The sequence below is a fragment of the Arsukibacterium tuosuense genome (assembly GCF_900215315.1).
Lineage (GTDB): Bacteria > Pseudomonadota > Gammaproteobacteria > Enterobacterales > Alteromonadaceae > Alishewanella > Alishewanella tuosuense.
Genome location: NZ_OBEB01000004.1, coordinates 47464 through 71208 on the forward strand (window position 1 = coordinate 47464; position 23745 = coordinate 71208).

21 protein-coding genes are annotated in these 23745 nt (G+C 51.1%); 13 read left to right on the forward strand and 8 right to left on the reverse strand.

Annotated elements, in window-relative coordinates; translation table 11 throughout:
* Positions 1 to 125 precede the first annotated feature (125 nt).
* Positions 126 to 1073, forward strand: coding sequence for a CYTH domain-containing protein (locus tag CRO03_RS09105; RefSeq protein WP_097111331.1), 948 nt, complete (start codon positions 126 to 128; stop codon positions 1071 to 1073).
* Positions 1070 to 3871 carry a bifunctional [glutamate--ammonia ligase]-adenylyl-L-tyrosine phosphorylase/[glutamate--ammonia-ligase] adenylyltransferase gene (gene glnE, locus CRO03_RS09110; protein WP_097111332.1) on the forward strand — a complete coding sequence of 934 codons (2802 nt, stop codon included), beginning with the start codon at positions 1070 to 1072 and terminating at the stop codon, positions 3869 to 3871. The genes CRO03_RS09105 and glnE overlap by 4 nt, the downstream gene beginning before the upstream one ends.
* On the opposite strand, the gene CRO03_RS09115 is transcribed toward glnE, so the two are convergent.
* From CRO03_RS09115 to tolC, 3 genes are all read right to left on the reverse strand, one after another.
* Complete coding sequence (locus CRO03_RS09115; protein ID WP_097111333.1) at positions 3868 to 4449, reverse strand: TcpQ domain-containing protein; 582 nt, start codon at positions 4447 to 4449, stop codon at positions 3868 to 3870. The two genes, glnE and CRO03_RS09115, sit on opposite strands and share 4 nt — an antisense overlap.
* A 2-nt stretch (positions 4450 to 4451) precedes the next feature.
* Entirely contained in the window at positions 4452 to 5411 is a 960-nt protein-coding gene (gene lpxL / locus CRO03_RS09120; RefSeq protein ID WP_097111334.1) for an LpxL/LpxP family Kdo(2)-lipid IV(A) lauroyl/palmitoleoyl acyltransferase, read from the reverse strand.
* Positions 5412 to 5520: 109 nt separating this feature from the next.
* Complete coding sequence (gene tolC / locus CRO03_RS09125; RefSeq protein ID WP_097111335.1) at positions 5521 to 6879, reverse strand: outer membrane channel protein TolC; 1359 nt, start codon at positions 6877 to 6879, stop codon at positions 5521 to 5523.
* A 116-nt stretch (positions 6880 to 6995) separates the two neighbouring features.
* Between tolC and nudF the strand changes: the two genes are divergently transcribed.
* The 9 genes from nudF to rraB all read left to right on the forward strand — a co-directional run bounded on the left by nudF (position 6996) and on the right by rraB (position 16387).
* The gene (gene nudF / locus CRO03_RS09130) at positions 6996 to 7643 is read left to right on the forward strand and encodes an ADP-ribose diphosphatase (RefSeq protein ID WP_097111336.1); all 648 of its coding nucleotides are present in this window, start codon (positions 6996 to 6998) and stop codon (positions 7641 to 7643) included.
* On the forward strand, positions 7630 to 8088 hold the full coding sequence (locus tag CRO03_RS09135; RefSeq protein ID WP_170948988.1) for a DUF1249 domain-containing protein: 459 nt from the start codon (positions 7630 to 7632) through the stop codon (positions 8086 to 8088). The genes nudF and CRO03_RS09135 overlap by 14 nt, the downstream gene beginning before the upstream one ends.
* Positions 8088 to 8858 carry a metallophosphoesterase gene (locus CRO03_RS09140; RefSeq protein WP_097111337.1) on the forward strand — a complete coding sequence of 257 codons (771 nt, stop codon included), beginning with the start codon at positions 8088 to 8090 and terminating at the stop codon, positions 8856 to 8858. Before CRO03_RS09135 ends, CRO03_RS09140 begins: the two co-directional genes overlap by 1 nt.
* Positions 8859 to 8882: 24 nt before the next feature.
* Positions 8883 to 9473: a YqiA/YcfP family alpha/beta fold hydrolase gene (locus CRO03_RS09145; RefSeq protein WP_097111338.1), complete on the forward strand. Its 591-nt coding sequence runs from the start codon at positions 8883 to 8885 to the stop codon at positions 9471 to 9473.
* Positions 9474 to 9492: 19 nt separating this feature from the next.
* The gene (parE, locus tag CRO03_RS09150) at positions 9493 to 11385 is read left to right on the forward strand and encodes a DNA topoisomerase IV subunit B (RefSeq protein ID WP_097111339.1); all 1893 of its coding nucleotides are present in this window, start codon (positions 9493 to 9495) and stop codon (positions 11383 to 11385) included.
* 64 nt (positions 11386 to 11449) lie between these two features.
* Entirely contained in the window at positions 11450 to 12841 is a 1392-nt protein-coding gene (locus CRO03_RS09155; RefSeq protein WP_245861567.1) for a tetratricopeptide repeat protein, read from the forward strand.
* 74 nt (positions 12842 to 12915) lie between these two features.
* The gene (gene parC / locus CRO03_RS09160; RefSeq protein WP_097111340.1) at positions 12916 to 15225 is read left to right on the forward strand and encodes a DNA topoisomerase IV subunit A; all 2310 of its coding nucleotides are present in this window, start codon (positions 12916 to 12918) and stop codon (positions 15223 to 15225) included.
* Positions 15226 to 15267: 42 nt separating this feature from the next.
* Positions 15268 to 16011, forward strand: a complete 744-nt coding sequence (locus CRO03_RS09165) for a 1-acylglycerol-3-phosphate O-acyltransferase (RefSeq protein WP_097111341.1) — start codon at positions 15268 to 15270, stop codon at positions 16009 to 16011.
* A gap of 4 nt (positions 16012 to 16015) precedes the next feature.
* Entirely contained in the window at positions 16016 to 16387 is a 372-nt protein-coding gene (gene rraB / locus CRO03_RS09170; RefSeq protein WP_097111342.1) for a ribonuclease E inhibitor RraB, read from the forward strand.
* 92 nt (positions 16388 to 16479) lie between these two features.
* Here the strand turns inward: rraB and CRO03_RS09175 are convergent, their stop codons facing one another.
* The 5 genes from CRO03_RS09175 to CRO03_RS09195 form a co-directional block, all read right to left on the reverse strand.
* Entirely contained in the window at positions 16480 to 18231 is a 1752-nt protein-coding gene (locus CRO03_RS09175) for a TIGR03545 family protein (protein ID WP_097111343.1), read from the reverse strand.
* Between the two features lie 10 nt (positions 18232 to 18241).
* A complete protein-coding gene (locus CRO03_RS09180; RefSeq protein ID WP_097111344.1) occupies positions 18242 to 18733 on the reverse strand; it encodes a TIGR03546 family protein in 492 nt (163 codons plus the stop codon).
* Positions 18734 to 18846: 113 nt separating this feature from the next.
* Entirely contained in the window at positions 18847 to 19941 is a 1095-nt protein-coding gene (locus CRO03_RS09185) for an SO_0444 family Cu/Zn efflux transporter (RefSeq protein WP_097111345.1), read from the reverse strand.
* The gene (gene zntR, locus CRO03_RS09190) at positions 19941 to 20393 is read right to left on the reverse strand and encodes a Zn(2+)-responsive transcriptional regulator (protein ID WP_097111346.1); all 453 of its coding nucleotides are present in this window, start codon (positions 20391 to 20393) and stop codon (positions 19941 to 19943) included. The genes CRO03_RS09185 and zntR overlap by 1 nt, the downstream gene beginning before the upstream one ends.
* A gap of 100 nt (positions 20394 to 20493) precedes the next feature.
* A complete protein-coding gene (locus CRO03_RS09195) occupies positions 20494 to 21429 on the reverse strand; it encodes a permease (protein ID WP_097111347.1) in 936 nt (311 codons plus the stop codon).
* Between the two features lie 188 nt (positions 21430 to 21617).
* On the opposite strand from CRO03_RS09195, the gene CRO03_RS09200 reads away from it, so the two are divergent.
* Together CRO03_RS09200 and CRO03_RS09205 are read left to right on the forward strand one after the other, a co-directional pair.
* Positions 21618 to 21956, forward strand: a complete 339-nt coding sequence (locus CRO03_RS09200; protein ID WP_097111348.1) for an ArsR/SmtB family transcription factor — start codon at positions 21618 to 21620, stop codon at positions 21954 to 21956.
* Positions 21957 to 22068: 112 nt separating this feature from the next.
* Positions 22069 to 23652 (forward strand): amidase, encoded by a 1584-nt coding sequence (locus tag CRO03_RS09205; RefSeq protein ID WP_097111349.1) that lies wholly within the window; start codon positions 22069 to 22071, stop codon positions 23650 to 23652.
* The last annotated feature ends 93 nt before the right edge of the window (positions 23653 to 23745 follow it).

Consider the following 23745-nt stretch of genomic DNA (forward strand, 5'->3'; position numbering starts at 1 on the left):
TCTAATCAACGGTTACGCTTGAACAGGGGTTAATACAATACCCCGGATGATAGGGAGTTGTCAGCAAATTGACAAGTGTAAAAGTTGGCTTGCAGGTCGCAGCCTGATACAGAGGATAGCCTAACATGAGTATAGAGCTGGAATTAAAGTTTTTAGTGGCAGCGCCAGACAGCTATCAGTTGCCAGCGTTGTTAACGTCCTTTGGCGCAATGACTGACAATGGTCAGGCAGCGCTGCTTAATGCATACTTCGATACATCAGATAATTGGTTTCGCCGTCATGGTATGGGGCTGAGAACCCGCCAGAAAAAAGGTGTTTTTGAACAAACGCTTAAGCTGGCGGGGCAGCAACATGGTGCCTTGCAAGCCCGGCCGGAATTTAACGTGCCCGCAGCAGGTATTGTCCCTGAGCTAGCGGCTTTTCCTGACGAAGTCTGGCCTGCCGATACTGATGTTGCTACTTTGCAACAGCAATTAACCGAAATATTCCGCACGGATTTTATCCGTCACAGCTGGCAGCTTGCCTGTGATGGCACCTTACTGGATGTGGTATATGATAGTGGTGAAGTGCTGGCAGGTAGCAAAACAGAAATCATTGCCGAACTTGAGCTGGAGTTGTTAAGTGGCAGTGTCAATCCGCTGTTTAGCGTGGCTGAGCAACTTATCAGTACAGTGCCGTTGCGCACCGGCTGGCTTAGCAAGGCGGCCCGGGGGTATCTGCTGGCAGACAAGCAGCAACTGAATATGCCGGTATCTGAACCACAGGGTTTAATTGCCAACCTGCAAGCACTGCAATCTACTGAAGCCTTATTCTACCGACGTTCAACCATTGCGTCTGAGCAGCAAGAGAATTTGCCGCTACTAGAGCATGCCAGTCACTACCTGCTGCTGTTGAGTGCTGAGCTCGCTGCCTTGCAATATACTGAATACAGCCAACAGGCAATCGCCTTAGCCAGGCAGTTACAGCAAGGTGTGGTGGTGTTTGAACATCCGCCGTATAACCAGTTATTGCTGGCGCTGACGGTCTTATTGCTGCAGCAAAGTGACATGGAAAGTGGTCAGGGGCCACTATGAGTAATACTGACAGTTACTGGCAGGATGCTTTTAATCAACTTGCTGGCACTGAGCTTGCTATCAGTCAGCAACAGCAACTTATTGCTTTGTTAAAAGCCAGTTTATTCCTGGGTCGCACGTTAATTCAGCAGCCAGAGTTGCTTAGCCTGTTGCTGGATAAAAGCGCGTTGGCACAACAAATTTCCCAGCCTTGGCAGGACCCGCTGACAAAGGTTGAGTTCACCGATGAGGCGGCGGTGTTCAGTAGTTTGCGGCGCTACCGCAACCGGGCGCTGGCGTTGCTGCTGACCGCCGATATTTATCAGCTACAAAGCACAGAGCAGGGGCTGTCCAGGGTGTCGAACCTGGCCGATTGTCTGATCAACAGCGCTTATCGCTGGGCGTATCAGCTGCAACAGGAGCAAAACGGTACACCGCATGATGAGCATGACATCGCCATGCCGATGCTGATTCTGGGAATGGGTAAGCTGGGTGGCAAAGAGCTTAACTTCTCATCTGATATTGATCTGATTTTTACCTATCCAGGTCATGGCGAAACCCGTGGCGGCCGCAGGTCGCTGGAACATCAGCAATTTTTCACCAAGGTCGGCCAGAAACTGATTGCGGCCTTACATCAGGCAACAGCTGATGGCTTTGTTTATCGGGTAGATATGCGGTTGCGGCCATTTGGCGATAGCGGCCCGCTGGTGCTGAGCTTTGCTGCACTGGAAGATTATTATCAGGAGCAGGGCCGTGACTGGGAGCGCTATGCATTACTCAAAGCCAGAGTGCTGAACCCTGACCCACACCATGCGCCAGAATTACAGAAGTTATTGAAACCCTTTATTTACCGGCGTTATATCGATTTTTCAGCGATAGAATCGTTGCGACGAATGAAGCAATTAATCGAGCAGGAGAACCGGCGACGCAACCGGGTAGACAACATCAAGTTGGGCGCCGGTGGTATTCGTGAAGTGGAATTCGTCGTGCAGACGCTGCAGTTGATCCGGGGGGGCCGGATCCCCCAGCTGCAGCAGCAAAGCCTGTTAACGGCGCTTGATGGTCTGGTGCAGCATGAGATGCTAACTGCCAAGCAAGCTAATGAATTAAAAATAGATTACTTACTATTGCGTCGGGTCGAGCAGGCGCTGCAGGGCATTGATGATAAGCAAACTCAGACATTGCCAGCAGATAGTACCGGCCGTACACAGCTACTGGCGTGTCTGAATATCGCTGACTGGTCAAGCTTGCTGCAGCAGGTAACAGATGCGATGAGCAGGGTGCATCAGCAATTTAAGCTGGTGATCGACCACGAAGACAGCCCGGAGCAGGAAGAACTGGGCGTAGGCCGCTTGTTGTGGGGCAGCCAGTTACCGGCGGCTGAGCTGGCTGAGCACCTTGACTGGCTGGACACTACTGCCGCTATTACCATGATTGAGCATATACAGGCGTTTCGGCAGGATTGTCAGAAGCGCAGCGTCGGACCACGTGGCCACGACTTTTTAAGCAAACTGCTGCCGATTTTATTGCATTTGCTGCAAACTGAGCAGGCCGACAGCTTAGTACTGAGCCGGGTATTGGGCGTATTCCGGCAAATAATGACCCGGACCGCCTATCTGGAATTATTGTTTGAAAATCCGGCGGCCTTGCAACAATTAGTGCTGTTATGCACCCAGAGTGGTTGGCTGGCAGAGCAGCTGGCGCGTTACCCGATGTTACTGGATGAACTGATTGACCCGGAACAGTTGTACCGGGTGGCCGACAAGGCAGATTATCAGGATCGGCTCCGCCAATATTTGTTGCGGGTACCGGAAGATGACTTAGAGTTATTGATGGAAACGTTCCGGCAGTACAAGCAGGCACAGCAACTGCGGATAGCAGCAGCCGATATTAGTGGCGCTTTACCACTGATGCAGGTAAGTGATCATCTGACCTGGCTGGCTGAAGTGGTGCTGGAGCAGGTGGTGACGCTGGCCTGGCAGCAAATGACAGCCCGCTATGGTCTGCCTGAAGGTGCAACCGACACAGACCGGGGCTTTGCGGTTATCGCCTATGGCAAAATGGGCGGTCTGGAGCTGGGTTATGGCTCAGATCTTGACCTGGTGTTTGTGCATCACTGCGACAGCCTGGCCAGTACCAGCGGCGATAAGGCAATAGATTCGCGTCAGTTTTATCTGAAGTTAGCCCAGCGGGTCTTGCATCTGGCAACTACCCGCACCAACAGTGGCGTGTTGTACGATATTGATACCCGGCTGCGGCCCTCCGGCAATTCCGGCCTGCTGGCCATTCATATTGATACCTATTATCAGTATCTGCATGATGAAGCCTGGACCTGGGAGCATCAGGCGTTGGTCAGGGCCAGGTTAATTATTGGCTCAGAACGGATGGCAGCGCGTTTCAATAAAATCCGGGCCGACATTATTAAGCTGGAGCGTGACCCCGCTCAGTTGTGCCACGATGTAATAACCATGCGCCAGAAGCTGCGCAGCCACCATGGTAGTGCGGACGATGATGTAAAGCATAGTAGTGGTGGCATTGTTGATCTGGAGTTTATCAGCCAGTATCTGGTGCTGGCGCATGGCAAAGCACACCCGGAACTCTACCGCTTCAGTGATAACATCCGCATTCTTGCTGCCGCGGCTGATGCCGGCTTACTTGCCAGGCAGCAGGTGACCGAGTTACAGCAAGCTTATCAGTTGCTGCGGGGCTGGGGGCACCGGCTGACGCTGGCGCCGGCCAGAGTGCCTACCGAAAGCAGGCTGGCAGCGGCGCGCGCTACCGTAGAACAGGTTTGGCAGCAGTTATTTGCCACTAATTAGCCGGCTGTAGGGCTGATGATTGGCTGACAATGTTGCTGCAGGTAGGGGGTAAGCCGGTTAGTGATCACGGCGGCCCGCTCATTTGGGCAAAAGTAGGTTAATACCGGTTCAGCAAAGTCAGGTGCTATTGCTTTGCCAATATTATGCACAGTGCCAAGCAGGGTAGTGTCGGTTTGAAAATACTGTTTAACCACATAATCCCGTGGTAGCGTCCAGTATATTTCGATGCCTTCGCTACGTGCATAGTTGCTTAATGTAGTTTTTAAGCTTTCACCGGCACGGAATCGCCGGTCGGTTACCAGGCCCTGCCAGTTTGCCGGAGCGGGCTTTACTTCACGACCGCGCTGCGCCAGATTGCGGCTTAGCTGACCACTGGTGTCAGGCAGGGCGATATGATAGTCACTCTGTTCGTCACTACCGTCCTGGTTGCCACGAATTTTACTGTAAAACTCACTGAAACCGCGGGCTGCGGTATTAACGGTTTCTTTCTTAAAAATCATATCTGCTTTGGTCAGCAGCAAGTAGCCAGCAACCGCCAGCATGCCCAGAATAATTAAGGTTCGTACCCAGTACCACATTATTACTGTCTCCCGTTGGCATTGGCGGGCGTCTCTGTTTTATACAACGACGGGTCTTCGGGCTGTGGCCGGGTTTTAAAGCGGCGGTGCAACCACATGTACTGTTCCGGATGCTTAAGTACTGCCTGCTCAACCCATTGGTTGACCCGGGTGACATCGGCTTTGTTATCACCACTTGGAAAATTACTGAATGCTGGCAGCACCTCGACCTGATACCCCTGATAACCCGGTAAACGGTAAGTATAGACTGGGATCACGACACAGTCAGCGGCATTAGCAAATAGCAAAGTACCGGTAGTGGTCGCCGTTTCAGCCACGGCAAAAAAAGGCACAAACTCGGCGCGGTTGCGGCCATAATCCTGATCTGGCAGGTAAAAACACACTTCCTGCTGATTAAGCGCCTGAATCAGCCCCTTTACATCTCGTTTGCCAACCATATATTTATTGGCGCGGTTGCGGCCATGGTATTGCAGGTAATCCATTAACGGGTTGTTATGTGGCCGGTAAAAGCCGACACTGGGATGGGTCAGACCAAACACCCGGCAAGCCGCTTCTAAATGCAGAAAATGGGCGGCCAGCAGCAGCACGCCTTTACCCTCTGCCAGGGCTGCTTCGATATGTTGGTAACCCTGGAAATGCGCCAGTTTTCGCACCCGCCAGTTGGGCCACCACCAGCCAATGATAGTTTCAAACAAGGCTTTACCCGACTCGGCAAAGTTCGCTTTTAAAAGTGCCTGTTGCTCTTTTGCCGGCATGTCTGGAAAACATAAGGCAATATTGCGGGCGGCCACTTTGCGTCTGGATGGCATCAGCTTATACAGCAAGGCGCCGACAGCACTTCCCAATTGCATTAACACCCGGTAGGGCAACCAGCTTATCAGCCACATCAAACCTACGCCCAGCCATAATAACCAGTATTGGGGAAGCAAAAAACGCCAGCTAAAACGGGGAGCATTAACCACAGTGGCTGTCTCAATAGAAAATAATGGCGCTATTGTAACGGAAAAAAACAACCAGAAAAGGCTAAACTGGTAGGAGGTTCACCGCGATTGCGGTGAACCTGAACTAAAATTACTCGGTTAACGCCTGATTAATTGCCAGTAAGTCTTGCTCAGACAGGTTACCCGCCGCCTGTTTCAGCGACAGAATCGCAATAACATAGTTATAGCGGGCGCCTGATAAATTACGGCGTGCTTCAAACAGGTTACGGGTGCTTTGCAACACATCGACGATGGTACGGGTGCCTACTTCAAAGCCAGCTTCGGTGGCATTTAACGCACTTTCTGCCGAAATGACTGCCTGCTCCAGGGCACGGATGGTGGCGATATTGGCGTTAATATCGTTAAACGATACCCGCACCTGGCGCACCGCTGTACGATAGCTTTGTTCTAAATCCTGACTGGCTGCTACATAGTTGGCCCGCGCTACGTCAGTTGCCGCTACTGTGCCACCACCGCTGTAAAGTGGTACCCGCAAGTTCAGGCCTATACTGTTATTGTCAAATCGTGGTGGATTACTAGATTGCACCATACCAGCAAACTTTCTATCTGCCTCACCATCTTCGGTACCATAGCTGGCATCGAGGCTCAGTGTTGGATAATGACCGGCCTTAGCATTTTCTATATCATTCTGGGCAACATCCAGTGCCAGTTTGTTGGCTTTAATATTAAGATTCAGCTCTTCAGCAATAGCTACCCAGCCATCAGCTGTGGCCGGTGAGGGCTGCACCGTATCAAACTTATCGGTATCTAAACTGGCCAGCTCGTTGTGGTACTGACCGGTAATTTCGCGTAGTGTCTCGCGGGCGGTTTCCAGCATGTTCTGGGCAGCAATTTCCCTCGCTACAGCACTATCAAACTGGGCCTGGGCTTCATGCACATCGGTAATAGCGGTTAAGCCTACCGCAAAACGTTGCTTGGTTTGCTCCAATTGACGTTCAATCGCCCGCTTCTCTGATCCGGCAAAACCCAGGTCATCAACAGCTTTTAACACATTAAAATACGCTTGTGATACCCGGACGATCAAGCCCTGTTTTTCAGCATCCAGAATAGTCTGGCTCTGCATCGCCAGCTTTTCGGCGGTATTGAGGTTTTTCCAGTTAGTCCAGTCGAAAATTGACTGACTCAGCCCTACCTGCGCACTCCAGCCTGTGGTCTCAACTTCAACGTTAACCAGGTTATCTCCGATAAATGTCTGGCTTTCGCGCATACTTTTGCTATAACCCGCAGTTAAATTAATCTGTGGCAGTAAGCTTGCTTTGGAGATATCAATTCGCTCTTTAGCGGCATCACGTACCGCTGTTGCTTTGAGCAGCTGGGGATCTTTCTGGGTGGCCTGCTGGTACACCGTGGCTAAATTTTCTGCAAGGGCGCTAACGCTGAATACGGTTAACGACGACAGAATTAAAGTACTTAAAAACGTTTTTTTCATAATCACCAAGTCCTGGCTTAAAGGAAACTGCCCAAATGATAACCTGTTACGGTAAACTAAGTCAGGATTAAACCGTAAAGTTACCGTCAAGAGTGTAACAAAATGTGAGGGCAGACATGTCTGGAGTCAATAGTAACGATTATCCATCATTTGCAGCGCAAGATGTAGAGGTAATCGATAAAAGCACGGTTTTTCAGGGTTTTTTCCGGGTTGAACGTTGTCAGTTGCGCCATAAACTGTATAGCGGTGGCTGGAGCAGTGCTATGGTTCGGGAGATTTTTGAACGGGGCCACGCTGTTGCTGTGTTACCTTATAATCCAGACACTGATCAACTGGTGTTAATTGAGCAGTTCCGGGCGGGCGCGATGATTGATAACCGCAGCCCCTGGTTGCTGGAAATTATTGCCGGTATGATAGATAACAACCAGAGTGCTGAGCAAACAGCCAGGCGCGAGGCATTAGAAGAAGCCGGGCTTGAACTGGGCGAGCTATGGCCTATGCTTAGTTATTTTTCCAGCCCGGGGGGCAGTACCGAGCGGGTGCAATTATATCTTGGCCAGTTAAACCGGCCTGTTGTTCCCGGCATTTACGGCCTGACTGCTGAGCATGAAGATATTAAAGTGCAGCTGTTATCCCGCGCAGATGCTCTGGAATTGCTGGCGGAAGGAAAAATTGATAATGCCGCCACCGTCATTGCGCTACAGTGGCTAAGTTTACATTTAACCGAGGTTCGTAGCGCCTGGAGTAACAATGCTGTTGACTAAACCGCGGCAATATCAGCCGCAGTTACCCGATTTTCTCAGTTTGTGCGAGCGTAATTATGCCCGCCTGAACCGCTTGCTGCCGGCAGATTTTGCGCCTGGCCTGCAATGGGGTATTACCATTAATCCGCAGCAACATTATCAGTTAACTGTGCTCGAATGCGGCCCTTTTACTACCCGGTTGCAAATTGAATCGGTAACGGCGGGCCAGCCGATATCGTTAGACAACTTTGTCAACCCCGGTTTTGATGTGCAGCTATACCATGATGCCCAGTTAGCGGAAGTGGTGCGGGTCGCCCGTTACCGCAAGTTTGCGCCGCGCTATTCTTACCCCAACCCGCAAATGATGCAGCCGGATGAAAAACGCCAGATCAACCTGTTACTGGCCGACTGGCTGAAGTTATGTATCAGTCAGGGCTATAATGCGGCGGCTGTGGAACTGAAGTAATGACAGTATTGCAGTTAGCCGATAAAGCGCACTATCAGATAGTGCAAATAAGTGATTGCCACTTACTGGCTGACGTTGACGGCCAGTATCAGGGCGTTAAACCCGGTCGCTATCTGGAATGCGCCATCAAGGCCATTGCCAGTAACAAGCAGCAGCCGGATGCGCTGATTCTCAGTGGCGATTTAAGCCAGGATCACAGTACACAATCATACCAGTTGCTGGCCCGGTTACTGGCGCCATTAAGCTGTCCGGTACTGGTGTTACCCGGCAATCATGACGATTACGACCAGCTCAACTGGCTAACCGGCCAGGCACCACTGCTTGCGGCGACAGCGTTACAGCTGGCGAATTGGCAGCTGCTGTTGCTTGACACCAAAGGCGATACGCCGGCAGGTGTGTTTGATGTATCGCGCCGTCAGGCACTGGCGCAACGTTTTCAGCACAGCAACGCCAGCCATTTCTGGTTATTCAGCCATCATCACCCTTTACCTGTTGGCAGTGCCATTGATAAACACGGTTGGCAGGATGCTGCACCTTTCTGGCGGCTACTGGCAACTGAGCCCCGGGTGCGGGGCCTGGCACATGGCCACTGTCATCATGCCTACAGCAAACAACATCAGGCAATTCAGCTGGTGGGGTGTCCGGCCAGCTCGGTACAGTTTTGTCAGCAAGACAGTTGGCATACCCTTGATCAGGGACCGATGTATTGCCAGTGGCAATTTAAGGCAGATGGCCAGGTAAACTGGCAATTTATTACCGTTAAACGGTAACCTGAATAGCAGGAGAGTATAGGTTTGACCCTTTATTATTTACATGGCTTTGCCAGCTCGTCGCTGTCGGTTAAAGCGGTGCAGGCCCGCCAGTATTTTGCAACACATTATCCTTCTGCAGACTTTGTCGCTCTGGATTTAGCTTACACTCCGGCGGAAGCGATGGCCCAGTTAACCGCGGCAATGAGTAAAGCGCCGCCGACAGCGATTATTGGCAGTTCGCTCGGTGGTTTCCTGGCGACAGTTATGGCTGAACGGTATCATTGCCGGGCCTGTTTAATTAACCCGGCGGTTGCGCCACATCAGGTATTGGCAGATTATCTGGGTGAATATCATCATCCGGTATTGCAGCAACATTTTACCGTTCGGCAAAGCCACATGGCTGAGCTGGAACAACTGATGCCTTTGCAGTTACGCTACCCTGCCAACTATTTAGTACTGTTGCAAAGCGGTGATGAAGTGTTAGATTACCGCAAAGCCGTTAGCTATTATCGGGGAGCCCGGCAACAGGTGATTGATGGTGGTGATCACAGCTTTAGCCGTTTTGCCGATTATCTGCCGGCGATTGCTGAATTTTGCCAGTTAGTGCCGCCGGCTACCGCGGGCTCCCAGTGACCAGACAGTGACAAAAACTATGACAGAACAACTGTACAACGCCGAATCGATTGAAGTATTAACCGGGCTTGAACCTGTGCAGCGCCGTCCAGGCATGTATACCGATACGACCCGTCCTAACCATCTTGCCCAGGAAGTTATTGATAACAGCGTGGATGAGGCGCTGGCGGGCCATGCTGATTTGGTGCAGGTTATTTTACATGACGACCAGTCTATAGAAGTAATCGATAATGGCCGTGGCATGCCGGTCGATATTCACCCGGAAGAGGGGGTGTCGGGGGTCGAGCTTATTATGTGCCGCTTGCATGCTGGTGGTAAGTTTTCCAACAAAAATTATCAGTTTTCGGGTGGTTTGCATGGTGTGGGTATTTCTGTTGTTAACGCCTTATCGAGCCGGGTGGACGTCAGCATTCGCCGCGACGGCAACGTATATGATATTGCCTTTGAACATGGTAATAAGGTCAGTGAACTGGCAATTACCGGCACGGTAGGGAAACGCAACACCGGCACCCGCCTGCGCTTCTGGCCAACCCCCAGCTATTTTGATTCACCAAAATTTTCAGTCAGCAGAATGCTGCATGTATTAAAAGCCAAAGCTGTACTCTGTCCGGGGCTAACGGTAAAGTTTGACGATAAAGTCAATCAGCAGCAGTACAGCTGGTGTTACCAGGCCGGGATCCGGGATTATCTGGCCGAGGCAGTGCAAAACTATATTGCCCTGCCGGAACAACCTTTTGTCGGCAATCTCAGTGGCTCACAGGAAGCTGTGGAATGGGCTTTGTTGTGGTTGCCGGAAGGGGGCGAGCTGGTTACTGAAAGTTACGTTAACCTGATTCCCACCGCTCAGGGGGGAACTCATGTTAATGGTTTGCGCCAGGGCTTACTGGAAGCTTTACGCGAATTTTGTGAGTTTCGCACCTTGCTGCCACGGGGCATTAAGTTGTCGCCGGAAGATGTCTGGGACCGCTGCAGCTATGTACTCAGTGTGAAAATGCAGGACCCGCAATTTGCCGGTCAGACCAAAGAGCGCTTGTCGTCACGCCAGTGCGCGGCTTTTGTCTCGGGTATTGTCAAAGATGCCTTCAGTTTATGGTTGAACGAGCATACTGATATCGCGCTGGCGCTGGCTGATTTCTGCATTAACAACGCCCAGAAACGTTTAAAAGCCGCTAAGAAAATTATCCGCAAAAAAGTCACCTCGGGCCCGGCCTTACCGGGCAAGCTAACCGATTGTTCGGCGCAGGATTTAAATCAGACCGAGTTATTTCTGGTGGAAGGTGATTCAGCAGGGGGCAGTGCCAAGCAGGCGCGCGACCGTGAGTTTCAGGCGGTAATGCCGCTGCGTGGTAAAATTCTCAATACCTGGGAAGTGGAGTCCGGCCAGATTCTGGCGTCGCAGGAAGTGCACGATATTTCTGTGGCAATAGGTATTGACCCCGATAGTCAGGATTTAACCGGGCTGCGCTATGGCAAAATATGTATCCTGGCTGATGCCGACTCAGATGGTTTACACATTGCTACCTTACTTTGTGCGTTATTTATGCGTCATTTCAGCACGCTAGTCGCTGCAGGCCATGTTTATGTAGCGATGCCGCCGTTATACCGGATAGATATTGGTAAAGATGTCTATTACGCCCTGGATGAAGATGAAAAAACCGGCGTGCTGGACAGGATTGAAGCCGAGAAAAAGCGCGGTAAGGTTAACGTGCAACGTTTTAAAGGGCTGGGTGAAATGAACCCGTTGCAATTGCGTGAAACAACGATGGACCCGAATACCCGGCGCCTGGTGCAGCTCACCATCGATGACGTGGCTCAAACCATGGAGCTGATGGATATGTTGCTGGCAAAAAAACGGGCGACTGATCGGCGCGACTGGCTGGAGTTAAAAGGCGACCGGGCGCTGATTGCCTAACGTTGTGAGCAGTTTGCCAGCGCCAAAGCATATGCAACAGAATAAAGGATGTGAAACTGTTTTGATGAAAATCTGCCGCTACTTATTGCTGCTGCTATCGTTAAGCATGGCGTTTCTGCTCCGGGCGGAGCCCATTCCTGACTGGTTACAGGAGCTGGATAGCCTGAAGCATCGTCAGCCGGAGCAAAGTCTGGCGATTCTGACCGCGCGCCAACCTGAGTTTTCCAGTCAGCCAGATGCGGTAAAGGCCTATTGGTTGCGACAGCAAGCCGCTCTGTACAGTGCGCTTGGCCGTCATCAACAACAGCAACAGGCTGCCCGTCAGGCGCTGGAACTGTTGCAGGACACTGAGTCGGCGTTGAAAGTGGAAGTATGGTATGAACTGGGGTATGCCCTGGAAATGCAGGTGCAGTTAACCGAAGCGCTTAGTCATTATCAGCAGGGAACGGCACTGGCTACCTTGCTGGACAATGAAAAATTGATCCTGCGTGGTCAGATAAACCAGGCTGCCATCATGAGTGAGCAAAACAATGACCAGCAGGCACTGACGTTATTAAAAGATGTGTATCAGCGTGCTGAATTGCTGCAAGACCCGGAAGTACTGGCTGAAGTAAATGCGCAACTTGGTCTGATGTATTCTTCACTGGCATTTGAAGACGACGCACTGGAGTTTTTGCAGCGGGCACTGGTGTTGTATCAGCAATTGGGCTGGGTTAAAAATGAAATAGCGGTATTGTTTAATCTGGCTCGCACCTATAGCTATCAGGAAAATTATCAGCAGGCTTTGGATCATTTTAATCAGATGCTGCAACGCAGTCTGGCAGCGAATGATAGCGTTAATTTGTATCATGCCTATCTTGGGCTGGCGATTACCAGCGCCGAAATGAGTCGGACCGGGGCGGCGCTTGGTTATATTGAGAAAGCCGAGCAATATTTAGCAAATTTGCAGTCCAGTTATCATGTACAGTCGCATCATTATGAAAAAGCGCTAATTTACAGGGATTTAGAGCAAACATCGCTGGCCATGCAGCAGGTGATGCTGGCAGAACAAGCCAGCAGGCAGCCGGCCGAGCAAGCTGACCATGTGGCGCTGGCCATTAAATTACTGCGGGCTGAGTTACTGGCGCAGCAGGATCAATACCAGAAAGCTTACTTTGCCCTGCATGATTTTATTGATGGCTTTCAGCAACTGCGTAATAAAGAAAATGAGCTGGCGCTGGAGCAAATACGGCTGGAGTTTGACAGCGAACGACAACAGGTCCGCACCAGCTTACTGGAAGCGGAAAATGAATTAAAAGCGCTGCGCTTGCAGGAAGTTGAACGCAAACGCCAAATTCAGCTGTTGTGGCTCGGGATCCTCGGTTGCACAACCCTGATTTTACTGGGCATAGTGTTATGGCAATTTACCCGGCGTGCCGGTAAAACCCGCCGTGAAAAAACAGACTTACCACTGTAACAACGTTACGTTGATAACGGCTGTTACAGCAACTTAATTTATAACGAATTAGCTTAATAATAACAGGAACCGGCATGACAGAAACGGTGTTATCCCAGGACGGCGTTGAGCAGCTACCGCTGCGCCGCTTTACTGAAGAAGCCTACTTAAATTATTCGATGTACGTCATTATGGACCGGGCGTTGCCGCACATTGGCGATGGCTTAAAACCGGTGCAACGGCGGATTATTTACGCCATGTCAGAGCTCGGCCTGTCGCACCTGGCCAAATATAAAAAATCGGCGCGTACTGTCGGTGATGTACTGGGTAAATTTCATCCGCATGGTGATAGCGCTTGTTACGAAGCGATGGTGCTGATGGCTCAGCCGTTCTCGTATCGTTACCCGCTGGTTGATGGCCAGGGTAACTGGGGGGCGCCGGATGACCCGAAGTCTTTTGCTGCCATGCGTTACACCGAAGCGAAGTTGTCCCGGTTCAGCGAGGTATTATTATCTGAGCTTGGTTCTGGCACCACAGACTGGTTGCCGAACTTTGATGGTACTTTAGAAGAGCCAAAGGTACTGCCCGCCCGGTTACCCCACATTCTGTTAAACGGTATTACCGGTATTGCCGTGGGTATGGCTACCGATATTCCGCCGCATAATGTGCGTGAGGTGGCTAATGCCTGTGCGGCATTACTGGACAACCCGCAAAGCTCTATTACTGATTTAATGCAGTATGTCAAAGGGCCGGATTACCCGACCGACGCTGAAATTATCAGCCCGGCCAGCGATATTGCTGCAATTTATCAAAGTGGCCGTGGCAGCATAAAAATGCGGGCGGTGTATCAGCTGGAAGATGGCGACATAGTATTAACCGCTCTGCCGCACCAAACGTCCGGTTCAAAAATTCTGGAGCAGATTGCCGGTCAGATGCAGGCGAAAAAGCTGCCGATGGTCAGTGATCTGCGCGATGAGTCGGATCATGAAAACCCAACCCGGATTGTGATAGTACCGCGGTCAAACCGGGTTGATATTGAACAATTAATGCAGCATTTGTTTGCCACCACTGATTTAGAGCGCAGTTACCGGGTTAACTTAAATATTCTGGGGCTGGATCAGCGGCCGCGGGTGAAAAACCTGCTGGAAATTCTCAGTGAATGGCTGACATTCCGCCGCGACACGGTGCGCCGCCGCCTGCAATACCGCTTAGATAAAGTGCTCGATCGTTTGCATGTGTTAGAAGGTTTATTAATTGCCTTTTTGAATATTGATGACGTTATCCGGATTATCCGCACCTTCGATGAGCCGAAACCGGAACTGATAGCGTTTTTTGGGATAACCGAACGCCAGGCCGAAGCTATTTTAGAGCTGAAATTACGTCATCTGGCCAAGCTGGAAGAAATGAAGATCCGGGGCGAGCAGGATGCGCTGGCCAAAGAGCGGGACAAACTGCAAAGTATTTTAGGCTCAGAGAAAAAACTCACCAAGCTTATTCGCGATGAATTACTGGCCGATGCCGAGAAATACGGTGACGAGCGCCGCAGCCCACTGGTGACCCGGGGTGAAGCTAAAGCATTAAGTGAAAAAGAGTTGCTACCCAGTGAGCCGGTGACGGTAGTACTGTCGGAAAAAGGCTGGGTACGCTGTGCCAAAGGCCATGATGTCGATGGTAATGCCCTGAGTTACAAAGCTGGTGATGCCTTTAAAGCCATGGCCAGCGGTCGTTCCAATCAGCAAGCGGTGTTTATCGATTCCAGTGGTCGTAGCTATGCCACCGAAGCGCATGAATTGCCGTCGGCCCGCGGTCAGGGCGAGCCCCTGAGTGGCCGCTTTACCATTGTTGCCGGTGAAACGGTCGACCATGTGCTGCTGGGTGATGAAAAGCGGGCACTGTTACTGGCCAGCGACGCCGGCTATGGCTTTGTGGCCGAATACAGTGATTTACTCAGTCGTAATAAAGCGGGAAAAGCGGTGCTCAGCTTACCGGTCGGCGCTAAAGTCTTACCGCCGCTGGTAGTGAAACAACCCGAGACCGATTTATTGTTGTGTATTTCAAATGAAGGCCGGATGCTGGTGTTTCCGGTGAGTGAACTACCCAAGCTTAGTAAAGGTAAGGGCAACAAGCTGATGTCGATTCCTTCAGCCCGGGCTGCCAGCCGGGAAGAGTATGTATGTCAGCTGGCAGTGGTGCCGGCAGAAGGCGGCGTTACCCTGGTAGCGGGTAAGCGTAAACTGACGCTGAAAACGGCTGATTTAGAGCATTATGTGGGCGAGCGAGGCCGCAGAGGCAACAAACTGCCACGCGGGCTGCAGCGGATTGACGAAGTGCAGGTGCAGCAGGGAGCCAGCGACAGCCAGCAAACTGATGAAACTGTCAGAGATCAAACCAGCAATGACAGCTAAAGCCGCTATACTGTGCCCCTTTTATCCGGAAGGGGCCAGCTAGTGATTGCGGTTGTTCGTCTAATATTACTGACGTTATTTTTTATTATCAGCACGTTGGCAGGGTTAATCGTCTGTTTGTTCAGGCCCTTTCATCCTGACAACGTCGCACTGTTCAGCCGCTGGTATGGCAAGGTTTCCTGGATTTTAGGGATTGAAGTTGAAGTACGGCGCGACCCGGCGATAATTGTCGGTGAGCCCTATGTGTTTATTGCCAACCATCAGAACAACCTCGATTTATTCACGCTCAGTGGCACAGTATTGCCGCGTACGGTAACGATTGGTAAAAAAAGTCTGAAATATATCCCGTTCTTTGGCCAGTTATACTGGTTGAGCGGTAATATCATGATTGACCGTAACGACAAAAATAAAGCGTTAAGTACCATGCTGGCCGCAGCAGAGCGGATATCGCAGCATAAAATTTCAGTCTGGATGTTCCCCGAGGGCACCCGCAGTTATGGCCGTGGTCTGTTACCGTTCAAAATGGGGGCCTTTCATATTGCACTTGAAGCCAATGTACCGCTGGTGCCGGTAACCATGAGTAGCACCCATGGTCAGTTCAAACTTAACCGCTGGAATAACGGCAAGGTTATTGTCCAGTTTGCCGCGCCAGCGCCGCTTAGCAAAGAAGATAGTTTGCGCCAGTTTGCGAAAAATATCCGTTTACAGATGGCCGCACAAATTCAGCAGCTTGATGAAGAGCTCGGCAACGACTACACTGCGCGAAACAGCAAATCAAAAGAGTAATTGCATGGAAAACTGGCAGGAATTTACTGAAGATACCATAGGCGCGTTGCTGGAAGATGGCAGCGATCCGGATGCGCTTTATACCGTAGAGCATCACTTCTACGACAAAGACTTCAACAAGCTGGAAAAACTGGCCGTTGAGCTGTTTAAACTCGGTTACGAAGTCACCGACGCCGAAGAAGTCGAGTTTGAAGACGGCGCCAGTGCCTGGGTTTTTGACGCAATTCGCGAGCAATCGCTGGAGGTTGAACCTATTGTCGCCGATGCGATTAAACTGGAAGAGCTGGCCCATAAGCATGGCGTAGAATACGACGGCTGGGGCACCTACTTTGAAGGCGACGAAGAAGACTTCGTCCTGGATGACGACGAAGAGTAAGGTAATTAGTTAACAACAAAAAAGCCGCTTAAAAGCGGCTTTTTATATTTTACGGCAGTCTCGGTGGCGTCTGTTGCGGTAGCTACCTGCTGCTAACCTCCACCGCCAAGCCGGTCGCGTAGCTTATCTTTCAATTTGTCAGCGGCCTGTTCTTTTACGTCAGCCAGTTTGGCGTTAAGCATTTGCTCAATATTGCCCTCAAGTGACTCGGCTGCACTGTCCTGCTGATCCAGCATACTCAGCCAGTCGCTCTGACCACCCAGCTGCTGTTGCAGTTCACTGTCGAGCTTGCTGCGTAAATCTGTTTGCAGCGTGGCAATTTTCGCTTTGGCTTCACCCAGCACAGCGTCGGCCAGCAGCTTGTCCAGCGGCGAGCGAATGCTGACATCAGGCGCACTGATTAAACCGCTGGCATTTAAGTTTAATGGAATTTCTGCCTGCTGGTTTAGCAGGGTAGCCAGTTGCTGCATGTATTTGTTGTCGCTGGGTTTAAATTCGGCTTGCTGTAATACCAACTGCGCCTGTTGCTTGACCTGGTTGTCGACCAGATTCAGCTTACCGGTGGTATTCAGGGTGGCGCAAGCGAGCTGTAGCAAGGTGTCGCCACGGCCGATATCCATGCTGTCGACATTAATGCCCTGCAGCTGCCAGTTCACGTTAGTGACCATTTGTTCCAGCACAGCGAAGTCGCCGTTCAGCTTTAGCAGTGCCAGCTGCGGCAGGCCCGTTACCTCGGCATTGAAACGGGTAGCGGCGTTGATGATCTCGTGCTGAGCAGTAATATCCTGCAGCTCTACTAAGGCTTCACCGCCGCCAATAAGCCAGTTAACCCGGGCATTTTTAATCCAGAAGTCGGGATAGGGTTGACTGGGTAGTGGCAGAATGCGATTAGCTAAGGTAAGTTCAGGTTGATCACTCAGCTCTTTACCAGGTAAGTTTTCAGGTAGGTAAGGACCAGCCAACCGGTAAACTGCCTCGAGCTGACCAATCCGCTCGCCCCAGAAGTCACCCAGTAAGATCTGACTGATCGGTGCCAGGCCGCCATCGCTAATGTTGGCCAGGTCCTGCAACTTTTGCCAGTCACTGCTGCTGGCGTCACGCAGCGCCGTTACCGCCTGCTGCAATTGCTGGCGGCTCTGGCCAAGCTGCTCCTGCACCGCTTTTAATTTATCGCGCTCTGAGCGCAGGCTGTCCTGCAGTTTTTTCAGTTCAGCTGCCTTTGCTGCTAAATCGGCCGGATTGGCAATTTTACTGTCGGTCAACGCTTTAATGTCGGCCTGAATTTGTTCGAGTTTCGCTTTATCTGGTAACTGCGATTGTACGTCGCGCAGCACTTTTTGCTGGTCTTTAGCCAGCTGTTGTAACTCTTCGCCGCGGGCCACGGTTTGCAAATCGGCCCGGGCTAACAGCTCATCGGCGTCCGGTAAATCCAGGCGCAGTAATTGTTGGAAATCAACTTTATCAGCGGGGTCAGCATGCGGGCCACGAAATACCTTGCCCGGACTGCTGCGCTCAGTGCCGTAGGCCAGGCCGTCAACCGCCAGGTCGTTGATCACATAATAGCCAAGTAACGCCGGCCACACTTCCAGTGCGGCGCGGGCATTGCTGAAACTAATGGTGTTATGGCTTGGTTTAGCATTGTCAGTGATTTGTAATTCACTGACGTTAAGGGTAAGCGGAGCCAGGCTAACCGACACGTCACTGATATTGACTTCAGCGCCAACTGCTTTTTCCAGGGTATATACCATGCCCAGCCGGATAGCGGTGCCAAGAAACAGATACACCAGTGCCAGCACGGCAGCGAGCAGGGTAAGAAAAATTAACCAACCGGATTTACGGATCATCTGACGCCCCTTAATTTAATTTTTCATACAGCTGGACCAGCTTGCTGGCCTTTAACATCTGTACGATTTTCCATTGCTGAAGTTTGCTCATTACCCGGCCACGATATTGTTTTACCAATACTGTACTAAGCCAGGCAACAGGCAGTAGCAACAGTATGCCCAATACAAAAGCGCCTAATACCAGAGTGTGGTGTAAATGAAACAGTTGCAACGTTTCACTTTGCGCCAGCAGCTGCAATAAAGCGGGGCTTTGTGCATATTGCCAGGTAAGGGCTTCCAAGGCGTCACCGAACATAAACATCAGGCCGCTGCACAGGCCCCAAACCAGCAGAAAGGTAGCCAGATTTACGGTTAACAGACACACCAGCAGCAGGATCAGCAGGGTCAGTAAACCAAAAGGTAATAAACCGGCCATCAGGCCCAGGCCAATAGCCCAGCCAATTTGCCAGGGGGAGGCTTCAGAGTTCAGTACTTTAAGAATTCGGGCAAGCAGGGTTAGCATAGGACATCCTTTATCGTCGCAGTCAGTGCTGTTATATAAGGTAACAGCCACACCGGCGTTTGTCAGCCGCCGGTGGTTGAAACAGTGCCGATAAATTCAATGCCAGCAGGCTTTTACTGCACCTGATGACGCAGCCAGCGCTGACTTAGCTGCTGGCCTATTATCCGCAAGATTAACCCGGCCAGCAGCAATGCTGCGGCCAGTTCAAGCCAGCCAGGCAATACAGAGTGCTGATGTTGCATGGCTCCCTGCACCGTTATATCAAAATAGGCCAGGCCCCGGTCCAATAACCAGCCAAAGAAAACCGACATAACAATAACGCCGAACAAATAAGCTGCTAATGCTCTTTTACCCAACTCTTTGTATACCACACTAATAGTGGCGATATTGGTAGCGGGACCGGCCTGCATAAACACCAGCGCTGCACCCGGGGAAATGCCAACCAGCATCATTGCCGCGGCAATAGGCGTTGATGCCGTGGCACAGACATACATCGGCACGGAGATTAGCACCATTAATAACATAGTCCAGATACTGCTGCCGTATTGGGTGAGATAGTCCATCGGTACCAGGGTTTGCACCAGCGCTGCGAAGAACAAGCCCAGCATCAGCCACAGGTAAAAATCACTCAGTAATTTGCCGGTACTGTACTGCAGGCCATCCTTTGCCTGCTGCCACAGCGAGGATTTTGCCATTGCCTTGCCCTTAGCGCTGCAGCAGGACGGCTTAACTGGCTCGCTGACCGGTGCTGCTTTTACAGCGCAGCAGCTTTTAACGCTATTGCTGTTGTCAGCGGGTGTTGGTTCTTCAGTGGCCCGGCCGACCAGCAGGCCGGCGGTAATGGCGCTGATAATAGCCGCAACCGGCCGCACTATTGCCATCACCGGCCCCAGCAGCACATAGGATACTGAAATAGAGTCGACCCCGGTTTCCGGGGTGGCGCTTAAAAATGCCACGGTAGCGCCTTTACCTGCGCCACCACGGCGCAGCTGGATTGCTGCCGGGATAACCCCGCAGCTGCAAAGTGGTAACGGTGCGCCTAACAGCGCCCCTTTGAGCACCGGTTTTATCCCTTCGCCGCCCAGCTGTTTCTGCAGCCAGTTCATTGGGATCCAGGTTTTCATCATCGCAGCGACCACTAACCCGACCAGTAACCAGGGTGCCGACAGTACAAACAGCTGCCAGAAATTATCAATAAAACTTAGCATCAGTTTTGCTCCTGCTGTTGTGGCGGCATTTTATGTTGCTCGGGTTTAACAGTGCTGCCTTGCTCCAGTGCCGTCAGAATAGAGCACTCTGTGGCGCTGATGCTGCCGCCGCAACAGGCATCGTCCAGCTGTTGCAGGGCTTGTTTAAACTGCTGCAACTCGGCCAGTTGCTTGCTGATCTCCTGGATTTTTTGCTGCACTTTATCTTTGACATCGCTGCACTGCCACTGGCTTTTGTTATCTTCAATTTGTAGCAATTCATGAATTTGCTGCAAACTAAAACCAACACTTTTTGCCCGTAAAATAAAAGCCAGACGCTGGCTGTCAGCTTCGAGGTACAACCGGTAGCCGGCGTCAGAACGCGCGCTGGGGCTTAACAGCTGTTGTTTTTCATAAAAGCGGATGGTGTCAACACTGACCCCATGCCGTTTAACTAATTCACCAATCTTCATCTGAGTGCTCCTGATATCGCTTTAAACGACTACCGGCACAGTATAAACCCTTGAGCTTACTCCAGAGTCAAGGGTTAGCAACAAAATCAGCTGGCCGCTGTCAGACCAGGGCTTGACCAAGTAGTAATTGAATGCTGAAACCAGTGATTATTGCGGTACCCAGTACCACCACCACAAAGGCAATCATCAGCGGCCACTGGAACAGTCGTTTTAAAATAATCATTTCCGGCAGGCTGGCGCCGGCACCACCAATGGTCAGCGCCATTACGCTCCCTAAACTGGCCCCTTTGGCGACCAGGGTTGCCGCCAGCGGTAACATGGTACTGGCCCGCACGTACAGCAAGATACCGCTCAGGGCTGCGGCCGGGATCAGCCACCAGGGGTTAGTGCTGCTCAAACCTGCCAGCAAAGAAGCGGGCACATAGCCATGGATCACTGCACCTACTGCTACACCCAACGCAATATGCGGTAAGAAACTACGGGTTTCTTTTATTGCTTGTTGGAATAATGCTTTTAGTGACACCGATTTCCTGGCTTGTGTCGCAGGGTCGGCGCTACTACTGCCACAACAGCTGTTTGCAGCAGCAGGTAAGGTTACAAAGCGCTGGAAATTTAAAGCTTGCAGAACAAGGCCGCTGCTAATAGCTACCCCCAGCACCGCTACGCTATAAATCAGCAGTAGTTTCAGCCCGAAGATTACCCACAGCATGGCGATTAAATAGGGGTTTAGCAGCGGTGAGGTAAACAGAAACGTCATTACCGGGCCAAAAGCAGCATTAGCCCGCAACAAGCCAACCATCATCGGCAGGGTTGAACAGCTGCAAAAGGGGGTAATGGCGCCTAGTCCAGCCGCCAGCATATAGCCACTTTTACCTGATAGCAGTGCCTTAACCCGCGCTTTAGGGATCTTATGTTGTAGCCAGCTAACCAGCATACTGATGAGCACGAACAACAGCAGCAATTCACTGAACACGATGACAAAGAATTGAATGCTGCTATAAAGCGCATTCTGGTTAAGGTTGGTTAAATCGAGCATTTTGAACTCCTCAGTTTTATTATTCCGCAATTATCGAAATATTGATTATTAAAAAAGCCCGCCGGGCAGTTATAATTCCATTAATGTCGAAATATTTTATTTCTATCAGTATGGAATTGTCAATATGCTTCGATAAATATAGAATGATTTTATTTTCAGACCAAAGTCTGTGTTAAGAGGAAAACCTAATGGAACTTGAATTGGCTGCGGCGCGGCTGGCTGAACTGGGTCACAGCACCCGGCTGGCAATATTTCGTATTCTGGTTAAAGCCGGCCGGCAAGGGTTAAGTGTTGGCGATATTCAGCAGCAACTGGATATTCCTGGCTCAACCTTGTCCCATCATTTGGCGAGAATGATCAAAGTAGACTTATTGCAGCAACAGCGTGAGGGCAGGACACTGTATTGTCAGTTGCAGTTTGAGGTAGTGGAATCGTTATTAGGCTATTTATATGCGGAATGTTGCACCGCTGATGGCCAGCCATTATTGGCGATGCATAACATAGAGCTCGCCAGCGCTAAGTGTTGACGCTTTTGCGAACAACAACCTGCGGTGTGCGATAAAAGGTAGCGGGAAACCAGCGTAAAGCGGTTACGATTAGCGATTGCGAATAATCGTTGCTGATAATTAAGGAATACCAATGCGTTATGTTGTGTTAAGCCTGAGCCTGCTGCTGTCACTGTTTGGTTGCACAGGAAATACATCATCTGTTAATTCGCCGGGGGCTGCCCCAGCTTCATCCCAAACTGAATTTAACCCGGCCTGGCTGTCAAGCCAGGCTGCCAGTCAGGCATTGGCAAAGGGTGAAGTCAGCAGCGAGCTGCTGGTCAGTTATTATCTGCAGCAAATTGATACGCATAACAAAGCCGGACATCAGCTGGCGGCAATTAGTGACATTAACCCGGATGCACTGGCCCAGGCGCGGCAGCTTGATGCAGAGCGGCGTCAGGGTAAGCTGCGCTCTGCGTTGCATGGCTTGCCGGTAGTGCTAAAGGCCAATATAGCCACTAACGACAGCATGCCGACGACTGCCGGTGCGCTGGCGTTGCAAGGCCATCTTACGGCGTCAGACGCTGCACTGGTAAGCCAGTTGCGGGCCGCCGGGGCTATTATTCTGGCAAAAACTAATTTATCAGAATGGGCTAATTTCCGGGGTGAGAAATCAGCCAGTGGCTGGTCGGCGCTGGGTGGCCAGGTGCGCAATCCGCATTTATTAAGTCATACACCTTGTGGCTCCAGTTCTGGCTCAGCCGTGGCCGTCGCGGCCGATTTAGCTTTGCTGGCTGTGGGCACTGAAACCGATGGCTCGATAATGTGCCCGGCTGCTATTAATGGCATTGTTGGTATAAAACCAACCCGCAGTTCGGTGTCAGGTGAGGGTATTATTCCGATCGCTGAAGCACAGGATATCGCCGGCCCAATGGCCAGAACGGTATATGGTGCGGCATTATTATTGGAGGCTTTGGTCACGCCTGCAGCTAAAAATCAATTTGCTGTATCTCTGACTGAGGCTGCTGCCAAGCCGCCCACAACAAAGAAAGTGCTGGTGGTGCGCGCTTATGATAAGCAGGATGCGGCGTTAGCGCCGATGCTGGATAAGCTGACAGCAGAGCTTAACGCTGCCGGAATTGAGGTGGTCAGTACTGATAACTGGCAATTACCGCCAGAATTGTACCAGGCAGAGCTAAAGGTATTAATTTATGAATTTAAACGTGATTTAGAGCACTGGTTAACTACTTATCAGGTACCTGCAGAGCGGGACACTCTGGCGGAAATCGTAGAATTTAACCGGGCGCAAGGTGAAGCCGCGCTGGCGTTTTATGGCCAGGAGTATTTAGAGCAGGCAGCGGCGATAGATTTAGCGGCCGATTATGCCGGTTATCAGCAAGCGCTTGCTGCCAGTCGCAAATTAGCAGAACAGGCGCTGGATCAGTATCTGCGTCAGCAGGGGTATGATGCGATTATTCTGCCATCTTATGGTCCGGCCTGGCCAATTGATCATATTAATGGTGACGACTTTAATTTTGGTACCTCAACTGCTGCGGCAGTGGCGGGTTATCCGTCTATTACCCTGCCAGCAGGTTACAGCGGTATTTTACCACTGGGTGTCAGTCTGGTCGGCTTGCCCTGGTCAGAACCTGAATTGCTGGCGCTGGCCAGTTTACTGGAGCAGCAATTGGCAGCCTATCAGCGGCCGGGTTTTGTGGCTGAACTTAGCAACTAAACATGAATGGCAGTTTTGACTTATTTGTGGTTGAGGCGTAATCTTAGCGGCACTAGCTTCAGCGGCAATTGGATCTGGCAACAGTAACCTGAA

Bases quoted from the DNA above. Each gene is read 5' to 3' on its own strand.
- CRO03_RS09105 (WP_097111331.1), top strand. From the start codon at position 126: ATGAGTATAGAGCTGGAATTAAAGTTTTTAGTGGCAGCGCCAGACAGC.
- glnE (WP_097111332.1), top strand. From the start codon at position 1,070: ATGAGTAATACTGACAGTTACTGGCAGGATGCTTTTAATCAACTTGCT.
- CRO03_RS09115 (WP_097111333.1), bottom strand. From the start codon at position 4,449: ATGTGGTACTGGGTACGAACCTTAATTATTCTGGGCATGCTGGCGGTT.
- tolC (WP_097111335.1), bottom strand. From the start codon at position 6,879: ATGAAAAAAACGTTTTTAAGTACTTTAATTCTGTCGTCGTTAACCGTA.
- nudF (WP_097111336.1), top strand. From the start codon at position 6,996: ATGTCTGGAGTCAATAGTAACGATTATCCATCATTTGCAGCGCAAGAT.
- CRO03_RS09135 (WP_170948988.1), top strand. From the start codon at position 7,630: ATGCTGTTGACTAAACCGCGGCAATATCAGCCGCAGTTACCCGATTTT.
- CRO03_RS09140 (WP_097111337.1), top strand. From the start codon at position 8,088: ATGACAGTATTGCAGTTAGCCGATAAAGCGCACTATCAGATAGTGCAA.
- parE (WP_097111339.1), top strand. From the start codon at position 9,493: ATGACAGAACAACTGTACAACGCCGAATCGATTGAAGTATTAACCGGG.
- CRO03_RS09155 (WP_245861567.1), top strand. From the start codon at position 11,450: ATGAAAATCTGCCGCTACTTATTGCTGCTGCTATCGTTAAGCATGGCG.
- parC (WP_097111340.1), top strand. From the start codon at position 12,916: ATGACAGAAACGGTGTTATCCCAGGACGGCGTTGAGCAGCTACCGCTG.
- rraB (WP_097111342.1), top strand. From the start codon at position 16,016: ATGGAAAACTGGCAGGAATTTACTGAAGATACCATAGGCGCGTTGCTG.
- CRO03_RS09175 (WP_097111343.1), bottom strand. From the start codon at position 18,231: ATGATCCGTAAATCCGGTTGGTTAATTTTTCTTACCCTGCTCGCTGCC.
- CRO03_RS09180 (WP_097111344.1), bottom strand. From the start codon at position 18,733: ATGCTAACCCTGCTTGCCCGAATTCTTAAAGTACTGAACTCTGAAGCC.
- CRO03_RS09185 (WP_097111345.1), bottom strand. From the start codon at position 19,941: ATGCTAAGTTTTATTGATAATTTCTGGCAGCTGTTTGTACTGTCGGCA.
- zntR (WP_097111346.1), bottom strand. From the start codon at position 20,393: ATGAAGATTGGTGAATTAGTTAAACGGCATGGGGTCAGTGTTGACACC.
- CRO03_RS09195 (WP_097111347.1), bottom strand. From the start codon at position 21,429: ATGCTCGATTTAACCAACCTTAACCAGAATGCGCTTTATAGCAGCATT.
- CRO03_RS09200 (WP_097111348.1), top strand. From the start codon at position 21,618: ATGGAACTTGAATTGGCTGCGGCGCGGCTGGCTGAACTGGGTCACAGC.
- CRO03_RS09205 (WP_097111349.1), top strand. From the start codon at position 22,069: ATGCGTTATGTTGTGTTAAGCCTGAGCCTGCTGCTGTCACTGTTTGGT.